Raw genomic sequence first — 14,122 nt, 5'->3', positions numbered from 1 at the left:
AGATAAAAAAGGATAGCAATAATATCGCTATCCTTTTTTAGAGTGGCATATTATTAGAATGCGTAGTTGAAGTTCACACCGTACAACCAAGCAGTGCCTTTAGCTTCGAATTCATATGCGTTAGGCAACGCTTCAGACAATTTCTCTTTAACGGTGACTTTCTGACCATGCATATATGAAATACCTACATCAACAGAAGCATCTTTGTTAAATGCGTAGGTTGCGCCTGCACTCAGCCAGAAACGATCTTGATCCGGAATGGAGATAGAACGGTTTTCAGCAGGAATCGGGCTGTCGTCAAAGGCGATACCTGTACGGAATGTCCAGTTGTCATCGTGATAATACGTTGTACCTAAAGCAATACGGTAGGCATCTTTAAAGCCTTCATGTTTACTAAACAGGACAGATCCATCTTTATTTCTGGTCCCTTTCAGTTCATTAAACTCACTCCAGCCTGTGTATGCCAGGCTATAGTGGATAGCCCATTTAGGTGCTACACGGTTATAACCAGAAACTTCCCAGATATCAGGCAAATTGAGATCCAATCTACCGCCAATGGTTTGGCCTCCAGTACCCGGTAAATTTATTCCCATTTTTTGCGCCATTTGACCTAGCTGAACAGGTATGTCGTTTTTATAGTCACCGTCTTTAAACTTAATTTTAACTTTAGAACGATAAGTCAAGCTGTAGCGGTTATTTTCATCCACTTCATACATGATACCTGCGTTCCAGCCATAGCCCCAATCTTTACCTGACAGATTAGCAACTTCATCTGTTGGTTTTATGAGACCTTTTGGCAATTTAGGGTGATACGACAGAGCGCCCGCATGACGGACGATTTCTGCATCCGCGTAAACCGCGTTCAGCCCTAAACCAAAGCTAAAGTGATCATTCAGCTTATAAGCACCGCTTAAGTTGAAGTTCAGCGTTGTCAGGTCAGTTTTACCGCCGATAGGGCCTGCTTCATAGTTATTACTAAAATCGGTTGCCAAGCCGAAGTTGGTAGTGACCGAAGTACCAACAAACCATTGATCATCGATTGGCATAATGAAATGTAGGTTAGGTATCCAAGCAGTAGGCGCGATATTTTTAGCGTTAGTGCTTTTGCCCGTTACTGGGGATTTACCGCTAATATCAACATCAGGGTTGATATAGATAGCGCCAATAGAAAATGATGGGCGATCAAACAGTGTCATTGCTGCTGGGTTACGACTTCCTACCGTTGCGTTATCAGCAACAACGCCTTCCCCGGAAAAAGCGCGGCCCAAAGCCGAAGTAGAAAATTCATTTAACTGGAAACCAGCAGCGCCAGCATTCGATGAAATTATTGCCACTGCAACCGCTAATGCTGAACGGGTGAACAGGTTTTTCTGGTTCATAACCAAAACCCTCTTGTTTATTATTTAACTATGCCACTTATCTTAGCAAGGAGCGCAGGATTGTAGGGTCGGTTTGTCTTGATGACAAATCAGACCAGTCGTGAAGTATAGGTCTGATAACAGTTGGTGTTGCAAGAATGTTTTCAAAATATTACCAAGTTGATATCAAAAACGCGACTCAGTTAACAAAAAAATGATTTTTGATATTAATAAAAACGTTTAAAAACGATTTTTTAAGATCAAATTTCGGCAGATAAATATTCTTAGGGGTAGTGCAAGTTTCCCGGTAGTTTAAGAGAGATAAAATATTAAAATTCATTATGAATATTTTAGTAATGAAATTGTGACTGGTGTAATAGGCTGGTGTCGCATAAAAGCTTGCGAACATGTTCGAATTAAGTATTGAAACCATTTAGCTATTAAATAAATTAAAGTTGCGCTCCCTCTCATTTTTGATTTATTCAGGTTTGCTATTTATAAACATTACGCTAACAATGATCTATCAGGTCAGACCTGTCCAGATTGGTTGAAAAGTTTTTTCAGTAATTTGATTCAGTTAACGATAATCTTTCAGGAGCCGTTATGAGTCGTCCTTTAACAAAAGTGACACAGCAAGGTGAGCGTATCGCCATTGTCAGTGGGCTACGCATTCCATTTGCTAAACAGGCAACATCGTATCACGGCATACCGGCTGTGGATTTGGGTAAATCAGTTGTCAGCGAACTCGTGACTAGGAGTGGTTTACTCCCTGAAAAGATTGACCAACTGGTATTTGGGCAAGTAGTGCAAATGCCTGAGGCGCCAAATATTGCCCGTGAGATCGTTCTCGGTGCTGGGTTAAGTGTGAGTACTGATGCTTACAGTGTATCCCGCGCGTGTGCCACCAGTTTTCAGGCGATTGCCAATGTGGCTGAAAGCATTATGGCTGGCTCGGTGAATATTGGGATTGCTGGTGGAGCAGATTCCTCGTCTGTATTGCCGATTGGCGTGACTAAATCCCTGGCTCGTACTCTGGTGGATATGAATAAGGCTAAAACGCTATCGCAACGCCTTAAGTTACTTAGCCGCCTTAAATTTCGCGATTTATTGCCTGTATCTCCGGCGGTAGCGGAGTATTCGACAGGTCTGCGTATGGGAGATACCGCAGAACAGATGGCGAAGACTTACCGTATCAGTCGAGAAGATCAGGATGCGTTAGCACACCGCTCCCATATTCTGGCAGCGAAAGCTTGGGAGCAGGGATTGTTAGCTGATGAAGTCATGACAGCTCACTTCCCACCGTACCGTGAAGCATTGCTTGAAGATAATAATGTTCGTAAAAATTCTGTACTGACCTCTTATGCGAAGCTGCGTCCGGCATTTGACCGTAAGTACGGCACGGTCACTGCTGCAAATAGTACACCGCTGACGGATGGTGCGGCGGCAGTCATATTGATGCGTGAATCAGTGGCTAAGGCGTTGGGAACAAAACCGCTTGGTTATCTGCGTAGTTATGCATTTTCAGCCATTGATGTCTGGCAAGATATGTTATTAGGGCCATCATACGCCACGCCAATAGCACTCGATCGTGCAGGTATTACACTGAAAGATCTGACTTTAATCGATATGCATGAAGCTTTTGCAGCTCAGACATTGGCAAACTTGAAAATGTTTGCCAGTGATGAATTTGCTCGTAATAAATTAGGGCGTGCTCAAGCAATTGGTGAAGTCGATATGGACAAATTTAATGTTTTAGGTGGTTCAATCGCTTATGGGCACCCATTCGCAGCGACAGGCGCTCGTATGGTGACGCAAGTATTGAATGAGTTGCGTCGTCGTGGCGGTGGGCTTGGGTTGACAACCGCTTGTGCTGCTGGCGGGTTGGGTACTGCTATGGTATTGGAGGTGGAATAATGACTCAGGCTCAACATGATGCTGCACCCATCACTACGGGTACAAACCAAACTGCTTCTGTTTTCAATTTTGATGTCAGGCCAGATAAAATCGGCGTTATCACCATTAATGTGCCGGGAGAAAAGGTCAATACGCTGAAAGCAGAATTTGTTGATCAGTTTCTGAATGTTTTCAAGCAAGCTCAGCAATCTTCTGGTCTTAAAGGATTAATATTGATTTCCGGTAAACCGGATACGTTTATTGCCGGTGCTGATATTTCCATGATTGCCGGATGTAAGACCAAAGAAGATGCGCGAGATTTGGCTGAAAAAGGTCAGAAACTATTTTCTCAGATAGCTAATTACCCCTTACCTGTCGTAGCAGCAATTCATGGCGCTTGCTTGGGGGGCGGTTTGGAATTGGCCCTTGCATGTCATTGGCGTGTGTGTTCACTGGATGATAAAACTCGTCTTGGATTACCTGAAGTTCAACTTGGGTTATTACCCGGTTCTGGTGGTACTCAACGGTTGCCAAGACTTATTGGCGTCAGTTCAGCGTTGGATATCATTTTGACAGGTAAACAGCTACGGGCGAAACAGGCATTACGGCTCGGATTGGTGGATGATGCTGTGCCGTTGGATATTCTGCTGGACATTGCTATCGAAAAAGTCAAAAAAGGTATTCCTGTGCGTAAGCCTTTGCCGTGGCAACAACGGTTATTAGTTGGCCCCTTGGGAAGATACTTTTTGTTTAATATCGTTCGTAAAAAGACTTTGGCGAAAACTCGTGGGCATTATCCTGCACCTGAACGAATTATTGATGTTGTCAAAGAAGGTCTTGAAAAAGGCATGAGTCAGGGTTTACGGGCTGAGGCGGTAGCATTTGGTGAACTGGCAATGACACGGGAATCTGCCGCTTTACGTAATCTGTTTTTTGCTGCAACTTCGTTGAAGAATGAAACGGGTTCATCAGAGAAACCGGCGGAAATTAAGCGCGTTGGTATATTAGGTGGTGGCTTGATGGGCGGAGGCGTTGCGAATGTAACAGCCACCCGTGGCAAACTACCCGTGCGGATTAAAGATATTAATGAAAAGGGCATTAGTCAGGTATTGAAATATACTTGGGATTTGTTGTCCAAACGGGTGAAGCAAAAGCGACTACGCCCGGCAGAGCGTGCTCAACAAATGATGCTGATTTCAGGAACGACGGATTATCGTGGTTTCGCACAAACTGATATTGTTGTTGAAGCAGTGTTTGAGGATTTGTCACTAAAGCAGCAAATGGTGGCAGAAATTGAAACGAATGCTAAACCGGACACCATATTTGCATCTAATACTTCTTCATTACCTATCCATCAGATTGCTGAAAAAGCCCAACGACCAGAACAGGTTATTGGTCTGCACTATTTTAGTCCGGTGGATAAGATGCCGTTGGTGGAAGTTATCCCACATCAAGGGACTAGTGAGAAAACGATTGCTACAGCCGTTGCGTTGGCGAAGAAACAGGGTAAAACCGCTATTGTGGTAGGTGATAAAGCCGGATTTTATGTAAACCGGATTCTTGTCCCTTATATTAGTGAAGCCGCTCATTGTCTGGTAGCAGGAGAGCCTATTGACCATATCGATGGAGCACTGGTTAATTTTGGTTTTCCGGTAGGGCCGATTAATTTATTGGATGAAGTCGGTATTGATGTTGGCACCAAAATCATGCCGATTCTGGTAGAACAGCTAGGTCCGCGGTTTGCAGCGCCTGAATCTCTCGATGTTGTACTGAAAGATGGTCGCAAGGGCAGGAAAAATGGGCGTGGTTTCTATTTGTATACATCAGAAGCCAGAAAATTCTGGCGGTTGGGTAAGAAAGGCAAAAAAGTTGATAGCTCAATTTATACCTTGCTGAATATAACCCCTGAGTCGCATATGCTCTCGTCAGAAATTGCTCAGCGCTGTGTGATGTTAATGCTTAATGAAGCTGTTCGTTGTCTGGACGAAGGCATTATCAGAAGTCCGCGTGATGGTGATATTGGGGCGGTATTTGGCATTGGTTTTCCACCATTCTTTGGTGGTCCATTCCGTTATATTGATAGCCTTGGTTGTGCCAGAGTGGTGGAGATTCTGCGTAGGCTGGAAAGCCAGTATGGAGATAGATTTGTACCTTGTGAGTGTTTAGTGAAAATGGCTGAACAGAATAAAAGTTTTTATCCATAGTGGCTAGTGCTGCATTGATGAAAAAATGATTTCCGGTGCCGTTGAGGCACCGGAATTGTATTGAGTATTTTTGAATGAAAAAGATCTCTTTATAGATTTAAGCAACATCTATCTTTAGCTCCAAAGGGTACTTCCGCCGACATCAGGTGGGAGGGGAATTGGGATGGGCTTGAAAAGCCCGTAGAATCATCAGCCACGCTGATGTTGAATGTATTGTTTCACCACTTCCAGCGGCGCTCCACCGCATGAACCCGCAAAGTAGGAGCGAGACCAGAGAACCGCCTTTCCGTATGCTTCGCGTAAGTCCAGAAACTCATTACGTAAGCGACGGGAGGTGACTGCTTTCAGCGAGTTAACTAATATCGATAGCTGAACGGTCGGTGGATACTCAATCAGCATATGAACATGATCTAAATCGCCGTGACTCTCTTTAAGTTCTGCGCCGAAGTCACGGCAGATCTCACCTGCATACTGATGAAAGGCGGCATAGTGTGGCTCGCCAAGAATCTTTCGACGGTATTTGGTCACAAACACAAGATGTACATGCAAAATAAAGGCGGCATGTCGTGAACGATTAATTGTGTATTTTTGCATTGAAGTTAGTCGAAGGCACAGTAAAATAGAGAATAAGCCTACTACACACTGAATGATAATGCTAATACTGAAAGCCTGCAAGTTCAGACCAGAGCCAACGGAAGAACAGTCGCAGCGTTTGCGACAGTTATGCGGGTGTGCTCGTTTTGTCTGGGATCACGGACTTGAGGTAACAAAACACATTCTGGATTTTGGCGGAAAACTTCCCTCCGCGTTTGAACTCAACCGCATGCTCACGGGGTGGAAAAAAACACCGGAATATGCCTTCTTACAGGAAGCTTACACTGATAACCTTCAACAAAAACTGAAAGACTGACATGGGGCATGGCAGCGTTGCTTCGATAAAACACTGGCAGCGAAATCGCCTGTATGGAAACGAAAACATGACGGTACAGGCAATCCCTCCGGCATACACCAGCCGGCGGTGCGCATGTTGCGGTCATACAGCAAAAGAGAACCGCTTGTCGCAGAGTCAATTCGTGTGCCAAGTGTGTGGATATACCGCGAACGCAGATGTAAACGGCGCTCGTAACATTTTAGCGGCAGGGCATGCTGTGCTTGCCTGTGGAGGGATGGAGCGGTCAGGCCGCCCGTTGAAGCAGGAACCTGACGCAGAGCGATCAGCCGTCGCCCACTAACGGGAATCCCCCTCTTAAGTCACGAAATGCGAAAATGGGGGAGGATGTCAAGTTTGAAATGTTTTTGTAGTAACAATTTTTATTGTATAACTCAGGTTGAGATTGCTGGTATTTGTTAGCGGTAGAATAACTGCACTTACTCATTCATACGGTGGACTATGCAAATTTTTATTATGCGTCATGGTGACGCGGCTTTAGATGCAATGAGCGATGCCGCCCGGCAACTGACTCCTCGCGGTTGTAATGAATCGCAAAAAATGGCTTGCTGGTTAGCACAGCAAAAGCATCAGATTGATCTCGTATTAGTAAGTCCTTATATTCGCGCTGAACAGACGTTACAAGTTGTTCGTAAATCCTTATCTTTACCAGATGGTGAAGAAGTGTTGTTGGGGTTAACGCCGTCAGGTGATGCTGCTACAGTGAGTAGTTATCTCCAGCTTCTTGCTGAGCAAGGTCATAACGCTGTTTTAGTTGTCTCTCATTTACCATTAGTCAGCTACTTAGTTGCTGAGCTATGTCCGGCAGAAACACCACCGATGTTTGCAACTTCTGCAATGATATGTGTAGATTTAAACAGCCAGACTGGCAAAGGGACTCTTGTCTGGCAGGTCAGTCCGTCACAATTAGCAGAAAAAGCCTAATAATCCAGCAACGTATATACCCTACGGAAAGATAACGGATATAGGCTCAAGGCTCATCAAGTTCGATAAGTATCAATAGTGCGGCGTTACCTCCCCATTCCTTCGGCGCTTGATGGAAGGCTATGATATCCGGGTGCTGGGCTAACCATAGAGGTGTTTGCTGTTTGAGAATACGTTTTCCGTGGCCGTGCATGATGCAGGCACAATAGACATGTTCGCGACGGCAAGCAGCGATCAATGCCCCAATTTCCTGTTTGGCCTGCATTTGAGTTAGTCCGTGTAAATCAAGAAACAGCTCTGGCGAATAGTCACCTCGGCGTAATTTCTTCAATTCGTAATGGCTTGTATCTCCCCTTACGTAACGGGTAGGACCCTCGGTATCAAGGTTGGGCTGAAATTCATCAGAAAAATAGTAGCTGGCATCAATTTGCTCTTGCTGAACTCGTTCAGGGGCAATATAGCTGGTTTTATTTCTTCTAGGAGAATGTAAGACGGTATCCTGGTTGATGCGTTTAGTGCCTGCTATAGATTGTTGAAATAATTGAATTTCTTCCTCATTCAGGGAGTATTTGTTTTTCATCATTGCTCAGTTGATTAAACCATTTTGTGACAAGTGTACTGCATATTTTTAACTATTAAACCTGATTATATTTAATGAAACCTGATTTTACCGAGTTTGTGGTTTAAAAATGCTGATAGGAAAGTATATCTAGGTAGTCGATAAAATAATTTGACAATGACAGTTGGTTGGAAAATAAATGTATATACAACTAGAAACCTGATTTATCAGATACAGACCAATCAATACAGGATGCTAATCATGGCGGTAGAACTGCGTGATACTGATATCATCTGGCGCAATGCAAGACTGGCGACAATGGACCCTGCTGTCAATGCAGCTTACGGATTATTAAGAGAATATGATCTTCTGGTACGTGATGACAAAATTTTAGCTATTTTGCCCACTGCAACATTACAGACGAATTGCTGTCAGGTTATTGATGTTCAACAACGCCTAATTACCCCTGGTTTAATCGATTGTCACACCCATTTAGTGTTTGGTGGCAACCGGGCTTATGAGTGGGAACAGCGTTTAAATGGTATGTCCTATGCTGAACTTAGTGCTCAAGGTGGGGGGATTAATGCGACAGTTTCTGCGACTCGGGCCAGTTCTCATGAACAACTTGAACGTTCCGCGCAGCTGCGTCTTGCTGCATTTATGGCCGAAGGTGTAACCACTATTGAGATTAAATCGGGTTATGGATTAAATCTGGAAAATGAAGAAAAGTTGCTACAAGTTGCGCAGAACTTAGCGCGACATAATCCGATAGAAATCAGCCCCACATTGCTCGCTGCTCATACTTGCCCACCTGAATATAAGCATAATCCCGATGTTTATATGAATCTGATTTGTGAAAATATCCTTCCACAACTGTGGCAAAAAGGGCTGTTTGAGGCAGTAGATGTTTTTTGTGAAAGTGTGGGATTTACCCTGGCACAAACTGAACGGCTCTTTCAGGAAGCACAACGTTGGAATATTCCGGTAAAAGGTCATGTGGAGCAGTTATCTCATTTAGGCGGAAGTGAACTGGTCGCTCGCTATCATGGCCTTTCTGTAGATCATATTGAATATTTAGATCAGGCGGGAGTTGAGGCGCTCAGTCACAGTGGTACGGTAGCTGTTTTGCTTCCTGGCGCGTTCTACTTTTTGCAGGAAACACAGCGCCCGCCTATTGATTTATTGCGGCAATTTAATGTGCCGATAGCCGTATCTACCGATTTTAATCCCGGAACCAGCCCATTTGCCTCTTTGCGAATGGCTATGAATATGGCATGTGTCCAATTTGGATTGACTCCAGAAGAAGTATGGTTAGGTGTAACCCGGCATGCGGCTCGTGCATTGGGCAGAGAACAGAGCCACGGGCAATTGCGTGCAGGGGCTTACGCCGATTTTGTTGTTTGGGATGCAGAAAATCCCGTTGATATTTTCTATGAGCTTGGTCATAACCCTTTGAATACCAGAGTGTTTCGTGGCGTTATGACTCATTCCAGCATATAAACAGATTAAGGAGCAGTAAATGAATTTATGGCACGCTACTTCGCCGACTATTTGGCAAGGACGAAATGATTTGGCAGAAGCGGATAATGCACTACGGCTTTTTCAAACAGTTAAATTATCTCCGTATTTTACGCCGGCAGAATTTTCTCACTATATTGCTCTATTAGGGTTTGAATGTGATGAAGGTGTAAAACGTAATCAGGGGAGGCCAGGCGCCAATCAAGGCCCTGATTATTTGCGGCAGTCGTTGGCAAATATGGCTAGTCATAAAGGGCATGATCGATTGGTGGACTTGGGAAGTATTCGTGCTAATCCCAATCAATTATGTGAGGCGCAACAAGCCTTATCTGATGCTGTTACCCAATGCCAACGTCAGAATGTACGTACTTTGATATTGGGTGGTGGGCATGAAACGGCTTTTGCTCATGGTGTTGGAATTTATGATGCTTTTCCACATCAACGTATTGGTATTATTAACTTTGATGCTCATCTCGATTTACGTCGGTCGCCGCAGCCCACTTCTGGCACGCCATTTCGTCAACTTGCTGAATATTGTCAGCAACATCAACGCCAGTTTCACTATACTTGCATTGGCGCAAGTTTGGCGTCTAATACTCAGGCATTGGTGGATGAGGCAAACCATTTGAATGCCACGATTATCTGGGATGAACAATGTCGTGAAACTATGCTGGACAAGGTGCAACAGCAGATACAAGATATACTCCAGCAAGTTGATTTGATTTATATGACGATCGATTTGGATGTATTACCTGCTTATCAGATGCCAGCCGTCTCTGCGCCAGCCGCCTTGGGGATGCCATTAGAGCGTCTTTTGCAATTAGTTCAGCCAATTTGTCAGAGTGGTAAACTACAGGCGGCTGATTTGGTTGAGCTCAATCCAATATTTGACATACAGGGCATAGGTGGAAAAGCAGCGGCGCGTATTGCCTGGCAATTAGCACATTGGTGGTATTGATTATCTAGAATAACAGTACTATTGTGTTTTTTATTTTGGCAAAGATAGCCTGATAAAGTGAATGTAATTAATCACTTAACATTTTTATAGCATAAGGAATTTATTGTGACGACGCACTTATCAGGATCATTTGCCAAACCTGCGCCTCTGTATGCCAGAGTGAAACAATCCATCATTGAAAAAATTTATACTGGTGAATGGAAATCAAATGATCGTGTTCCCTCTGAAGCTGAATTGGTTAAACAATTTAACTGTAGCCGTATGACTGCCAACCGTGCATTGCGTGAGTTGACCGCTGAAGGATTATTAGTACGGCTGCAAGGCGTAGGATCGTTTGTCGCTGAACCGAAGGGACAATCTGCGCTATTCGAAATTCACAGCATTGCTGATGAGATTTCAGCTCGTTCTCATCAGCATAGCTGTAAAATCTTAAAATTATCCGAGTTGAATGCGGATGTGAAACAGGCCGCTGAATTGGATATTATCGTCGGTACGCCGATTTACCATTCGGTTATTATCCACTATGAAAACGATATTCCTGTTCAGATAGAAGATCGTTATGTCAATGCTCAAGCGGCTTCTGGCTATTTGCAACAGGATTTTACCAAGCTTACGCCACACGATTATTTGTCAATGATTGCCCCACTAACGGAAGGTGAACACATTGTGGAAGCTATTGCTGGCGATCCTCGATCCTGTAAGTTGTTGCAAATTGAGTCAGGAGCTCCTTGTTTATTAATTAGTCGTCGAACTTGGTCCACTCATTACACTGTCTCCAGTGCCAGGCTGCTATTTCCCGGTAATCGCTATAAATTAAAAGGGCGTTTCAGCTCATAGCGGTATCCTTATTATTCACAACTGATTTTTTTCCGTATGAGCTGATAGGGTTGCCATAGATCATTACCTTCGTAATGAATTAATGCGATTTCACGTATTTTATCCGTCCCATTTATGGCAACCGTATTGGTAAGGGCATTAAATAAAGGGAGGTCAGAGTCAGAATCACCATAGGCAACACACTTTTCCAAATTTAGCCCGTATTCCCGTACATACTTTTTGACTATCTGTAATTTACTTTCAGGCGTTAATATCTGTTCCGGATCAACCGGTTCACGAAAAGGTAAAGCAGGGAAATTTGATGCAACAACGATATCAACTCCAAATGTTCTTAAGTGTTGGGCGAAGAAATCTGGTGAGAGGGTAATGACCATAGATATTTCACCTTTGGCTCTAATATCGTCAAAAACCTCTTTTATTCCCCTAATCCACGGTGAGGCATGAAAAACTTCGGCAACGTCAACGTATTGCAAGTTTGACCATAAAAGCTGTAATTCCGCGGCAAACTTTTTGGTATTTATATCTCCTTGAGAAAACTGTTTTTCCAGCAGATGAAGTTCTGTCAGGCAATTCATGGTACGGGCAATTTCCAGACTTGCCGTGGTTCCTTTGAGGAGAGTGCCATCCATATCAAAAATATGTAATACTTTCATAATAAACCCAGGTAATTTTTTCGTTATAGGGATAAATTAGGTTTGTTCGTGATGGTAAACATATAGGGATTACCTATCTTAGTAATCCCCCGCTTATTCAGCTAGCTCGCGAATTAGGCGGCTTCTACTGCCAGGGTCTTAAGAACCGCTGAGGCGGCATAGTGACCACTAATCATTGCAGCAACAATACCTCTGAAAATTCCACAAGCGTCGCCTGCAACCCATACAGGATAAGGGGACGTTTCCAGGCTTAAATCGCCGTCAAGGCTGGGATACCAACCGACACCTTCTAGTGTAGGGCCGATAATATGCGTATTCTCGTGATCGATTTCGGGAAATTTTTTGATAATATTACGCAATCCTTGCAACATCTTATCGAATAGCTCTTTTCCATAAATAGATGTAAGTTGTGTAGTGATGTGAGCATTTCCTGCTAATACATCTTGTACTTTGATTCTAAAGTAAGAGTCTTCTTGCTTCATGGCGGACACAACATTATTGAGTGTTCTGTCCGCGATATTTTCATCAAGGATACGTGTATTAAACCCAACATTAGATCGTCCTGTCGAAGGGCCGTCAGAATGACCAGAAACGGTCCATAAATCTTGGGTTTTTGTTAATACTGTTTCTCCATCCCGGCAAGCACAGAAAGTACGCCATTCAATAACGCCATCATCCGACCGAAATTTTAACTTCGGGTCGAGTTGTTTCATATTTTTAAAGAATGCCAAATCTTCTTGCTGTTCAATGCGGAACCCAACTTCTAGCCGATTGAAAGATTGTTTTTCAACTAGATTAGCAATCTCTAATGGACCAAATCTGCCACTAGCCAAAATGATTCGTCGGCATTCAATTTGATAAGTATTAGCATTTTTGTCTCTTAAATTCATAATCAGAGAATCTTTTCTTCCGACGTATTTATAAGACAGGAATTTAGTTTGTGTGATGATATCTGCATCTGCCGTTTGCACCATATCTTCAACAAGATTAATTCTATCTTCGAGAGACATATAATTGGAGGGATAATCTTTTAATACCCATTCTCCGGAACCTACTGTGAAGTCTTTGGGGTTTGTTGGGAATGGTGGGGTGTCCAGGCCATATGTATTTAGTGTGGTGCACGTCCATTCATAAGCTTGTCGTAATTCCAGTTCATTTGGTAACTCCCAAAGTGCACTAGCAGAAGGAAAAAATGAGAATTTTCCGTCAGAAAATAGCCCCGCGCCACCGTGTCCTTCGGTTATTTCAACAAGATTATCTTTATCGCGTTCATGAATAGCTTTGCCATTATCGATTAGTACGACTCGTAAACCTTTTCCTTTCAATTTCTGTACCGCAGCTAAGCCTGCTGGGCCAGCGCCAATAATAGCGACATCATATACAGACATTTCTCTCCTCCATTCTTTAGTCAGAATTGATGTTCCTGGGAACACTTTCTATGAGTTGAGCATTGAATTGTTTGTTCGGTTTTACGGAGTACATCCCGTTTTTTACTAGAAATAGCACTCTATTCCGATTACCCTTATTAAATACGAAACTATTGGTATCGAAATTAGAGCGTCTAAACTTGCTTTTTTGGTTTTATTTGTCAATACCTAAATATGGGTAGTTTTTGAAATAAACGGAGGGAGTTATGAGTGAGAATGAGCGGCTATCCTCAATAAGACGTGGGCGCCCGCGCGATAATGACACGACAAAAACGGTGTTGAGTGCTGCACTTGTTCTTGCTGAAAGTGGACGGATTGCAGATATCACTATTAATCATATTGCTTTGTATTCAGGCGTTGCGAAATCGACTATTTATCGTAGATGGCCGAATGTATCAGCGGTTTTAATGGATGCTTTCTTTGATGATATTGAACCTCTAATTATTTATGATAAACAGATGCCAGTGATAGAATCCATGCGGGTTGCCATTAAAAAATTTATTGAAGTGTTGCAAAGCAAGCGCGGGTTGTTGTTCAGGTATCTGTTGGGATCAGCGCAGTACGATACCGAGGTGAGGGAGGTTTTTATTCAGCGCTGGATTGAACCACGACGACAGTTAGGAAAGCAGATCATTTTACATGCTATTGAACGGGGAGAGATTTCCTCTAATACTGATAGCGACTTATTGTTAGACTGCATTTTTGGTGCTATTTACTACAAATATATAGTTTCTTTTTCTCTTATTACACCTGAATTTGTCGATAAGGTTATTGATTGTGCGTTTAGTGGCTTGGCTAGGGATTGAGTGTTCATTTCGACAAGAAATTTGACGGGGCCAGCA

Annotated in this window: 13 protein-coding genes and 1 pseudogene; 9 read left to right on the top strand and 5 right to left on the bottom strand. The window is 43.3% G+C overall.

The genetic code is table 11. The features are described 5' to 3' along the window. Positions 1 to 53 precede the first annotated feature (53 nt). Complete coding sequence (fadL, locus tag EAE90_RS07170) at positions 54 to 1,379, bottom strand: long-chain fatty acid transporter FadL (protein WP_214052931.1); 1,326 nt, start codon at positions 1,377 to 1,379, stop codon at positions 54 to 56. 582 nt (positions 1,380 to 1,961) lie between these two features. Between fadL and fadI the strand changes: the two genes are divergently transcribed. Further along, positions 1,962 to 3,272 carry an acetyl-CoA C-acyltransferase FadI gene (gene fadI / locus EAE90_RS07165; protein ID WP_214052930.1) on the top strand — a complete coding sequence of 437 codons (1,311 nt, stop codon included), beginning with the start codon at positions 1,962 to 1,964 and terminating at the stop codon, positions 3,270 to 3,272. After that, entirely contained in the window at positions 3,272 to 5,455 is a 2,184-nt protein-coding gene (gene fadJ / locus EAE90_RS07160; protein WP_214052929.1) for a fatty acid oxidation complex subunit alpha FadJ, read from the top strand. The genes fadI and fadJ overlap by 1 nt, the downstream gene beginning before the upstream one ends. A gap of 189 nt (positions 5,456 to 5,644) precedes the next feature. On the opposite strand, the gene tnpA is transcribed toward fadJ, so the two are convergent. After that, complete coding sequence (gene tnpA, locus EAE90_RS07155) at positions 5,645 to 6,049, bottom strand: IS200/IS605 family transposase (RefSeq protein WP_214052928.1); 405 nt, start codon at positions 6,047 to 6,049, stop codon at positions 5,645 to 5,647. A 58-nt stretch (positions 6,050 to 6,107) separates the two neighbouring features. Between tnpA and EAE90_RS23690 the strand changes: the two genes are divergently transcribed. The 3 genes and pseudogenes from EAE90_RS23690 (at position 6,108) to sixA (ending at position 7,328) form a co-directional block, all read left to right on the top strand. Beyond that, the gene (locus EAE90_RS23690; protein ID WP_246550456.1) at positions 6,108 to 6,365 is read left to right on the top strand and encodes a helix-turn-helix domain-containing protein; all 258 of its coding nucleotides are present in this window, start codon (positions 6,108 to 6,110) and stop codon (positions 6,363 to 6,365) included. 73 nt (positions 6,366 to 6,438) lie between these two features. Beyond that, positions 6,439 to 6,687: pseudogene (locus EAE90_RS23685) on the top strand (zinc ribbon domain-containing protein); the annotation flags it as partial. Between the two features lie 158 nt (positions 6,688 to 6,845). Then, a complete protein-coding gene (gene sixA, locus EAE90_RS07145) occupies positions 6,846 to 7,328 on the top strand; it encodes a phosphohistidine phosphatase SixA (protein WP_214052927.1) in 483 nt (160 codons plus the stop codon). A gap of 46 nt (positions 7,329 to 7,374) precedes the next feature. Here sixA and smrB read toward each other — a convergent pair whose 3' ends face one another. Beyond that, complete coding sequence (gene smrB, locus EAE90_RS07140) at positions 7,375 to 7,908, bottom strand: endonuclease SmrB (RefSeq protein WP_214052968.1); 534 nt, start codon at positions 7,906 to 7,908, stop codon at positions 7,375 to 7,377. Between the two features lie 240 nt (positions 7,909 to 8,148). On the opposite strand from smrB, the gene hutI reads away from it, so the two are divergent. From hutI to hutC, 3 genes are all read left to right on the top strand, one after another. Continuing rightward, positions 8,149 to 9,387, top strand: coding sequence for an imidazolonepropionase (hutI, locus tag EAE90_RS07135; RefSeq protein ID WP_214052926.1), 1,239 nt, complete (start codon positions 8,149 to 8,151; stop codon positions 9,385 to 9,387). 19 nt (positions 9,388 to 9,406) lie between these two features. Beyond that, on the top strand, positions 9,407 to 10,363 hold the full coding sequence (gene hutG, locus EAE90_RS07130; RefSeq protein WP_214052925.1) for a formimidoylglutamase: 957 nt from the start codon (positions 9,407 to 9,409) through the stop codon (positions 10,361 to 10,363). Between the two features lie 105 nt (positions 10,364 to 10,468). After that, positions 10,469 to 11,200, top strand: coding sequence for a histidine utilization transcriptional repressor HutC (hutC, locus tag EAE90_RS07125; RefSeq protein WP_214052924.1), 732 nt, complete (start codon positions 10,469 to 10,471; stop codon positions 11,198 to 11,200). An 11-nt stretch (positions 11,201 to 11,211) separates the two neighbouring features. Here the strand turns inward: hutC and EAE90_RS07120 are convergent, their stop codons facing one another. Together EAE90_RS07120 and EAE90_RS07115 are read right to left on the bottom strand one after the other, a co-directional pair. Beyond that, a complete protein-coding gene (locus tag EAE90_RS07120; protein ID WP_214052923.1) occupies positions 11,212 to 11,853 on the bottom strand; it encodes an HAD family hydrolase in 642 nt (213 codons plus the stop codon). Positions 11,854 to 11,966: 113 nt separating this feature from the next. Beyond that, on the bottom strand, positions 11,967 to 13,241 hold the full coding sequence (locus tag EAE90_RS07115; protein WP_214052922.1) for an FAD-dependent oxidoreductase: 1,275 nt from the start codon (positions 13,239 to 13,241) through the stop codon (positions 11,967 to 11,969). 245 nt (positions 13,242 to 13,486) lie between these two features. Here EAE90_RS07115 and EAE90_RS07110 point away from each other — a divergent pair, with 245 nt between their 5' ends. Then, positions 13,487 to 14,086 carry a TetR/AcrR family transcriptional regulator gene (locus EAE90_RS07110; protein WP_214052921.1) on the top strand — a complete coding sequence of 200 codons (600 nt, stop codon included), beginning with the start codon at positions 13,487 to 13,489 and terminating at the stop codon, positions 14,084 to 14,086. Positions 14,087 to 14,122 lie beyond the last annotated feature (36 nt).

Source organism: Photorhabdus caribbeanensis, from assembly GCF_018448885.1.
In the GTDB taxonomy this organism is placed as follows: Bacteria; Pseudomonadota; Gammaproteobacteria; order Enterobacterales; family Enterobacteriaceae; genus Photorhabdus; species Photorhabdus caribbeanensis.
This window is presented reverse-complemented; position numbering and strand designations above follow the sequence as displayed.

What these genes read in the sequence shown, in the direction of transcription:
- fadL (WP_214052931.1), bottom strand. Translation starts at nt 1,379, where the DNA reads ATGAACCAGAAAAACCTGTTCACCCGTTCAGCATTAGCGGTTGCAGTG.
- fadI (WP_214052930.1), top strand. Translation starts at nt 1,962, where the DNA reads ATGAGTCGTCCTTTAACAAAAGTGACACAGCAAGGTGAGCGTATCGCC.
- fadJ (WP_214052929.1), top strand. Translation starts at nt 3,272, where the DNA reads ATGACTCAGGCTCAACATGATGCTGCACCCATCACTACGGGTACAAAC.
- tnpA (WP_214052928.1), bottom strand. Translation starts at nt 6,049, where the DNA reads ATGCAAAAATACACAATTAATCGTTCACGACATGCCGCCTTTATTTTG.
- EAE90_RS23690 (WP_246550456.1), top strand. Translation starts at nt 6,108, where the DNA reads ATGCTAATACTGAAAGCCTGCAAGTTCAGACCAGAGCCAACGGAAGAA.
- sixA (WP_214052927.1), top strand. Translation starts at nt 6,846, where the DNA reads ATGCAAATTTTTATTATGCGTCATGGTGACGCGGCTTTAGATGCAATG.
- smrB (WP_214052968.1), bottom strand. Translation starts at nt 7,908, where the DNA reads ATGAAAAACAAATACTCCCTGAATGAGGAAGAAATTCAATTATTTCAA.
- hutI (WP_214052926.1), top strand. Translation starts at nt 8,149, where the DNA reads ATGGCGGTAGAACTGCGTGATACTGATATCATCTGGCGCAATGCAAGA.
- hutG (WP_214052925.1), top strand. Translation starts at nt 9,407, where the DNA reads ATGAATTTATGGCACGCTACTTCGCCGACTATTTGGCAAGGACGAAAT.
- EAE90_RS07120 (WP_214052923.1), bottom strand. Translation starts at nt 11,853, where the DNA reads ATGAAAGTATTACATATTTTTGATATGGATGGCACTCTCCTCAAAGGA.
- EAE90_RS07115 (WP_214052922.1), bottom strand. Translation starts at nt 13,241, where the DNA reads ATGTCTGTATATGATGTCGCTATTATTGGCGCTGGCCCAGCAGGCTTA.
- EAE90_RS07110 (WP_214052921.1), top strand. Translation starts at nt 13,487, where the DNA reads ATGAGTGAGAATGAGCGGCTATCCTCAATAAGACGTGGGCGCCCGCGC.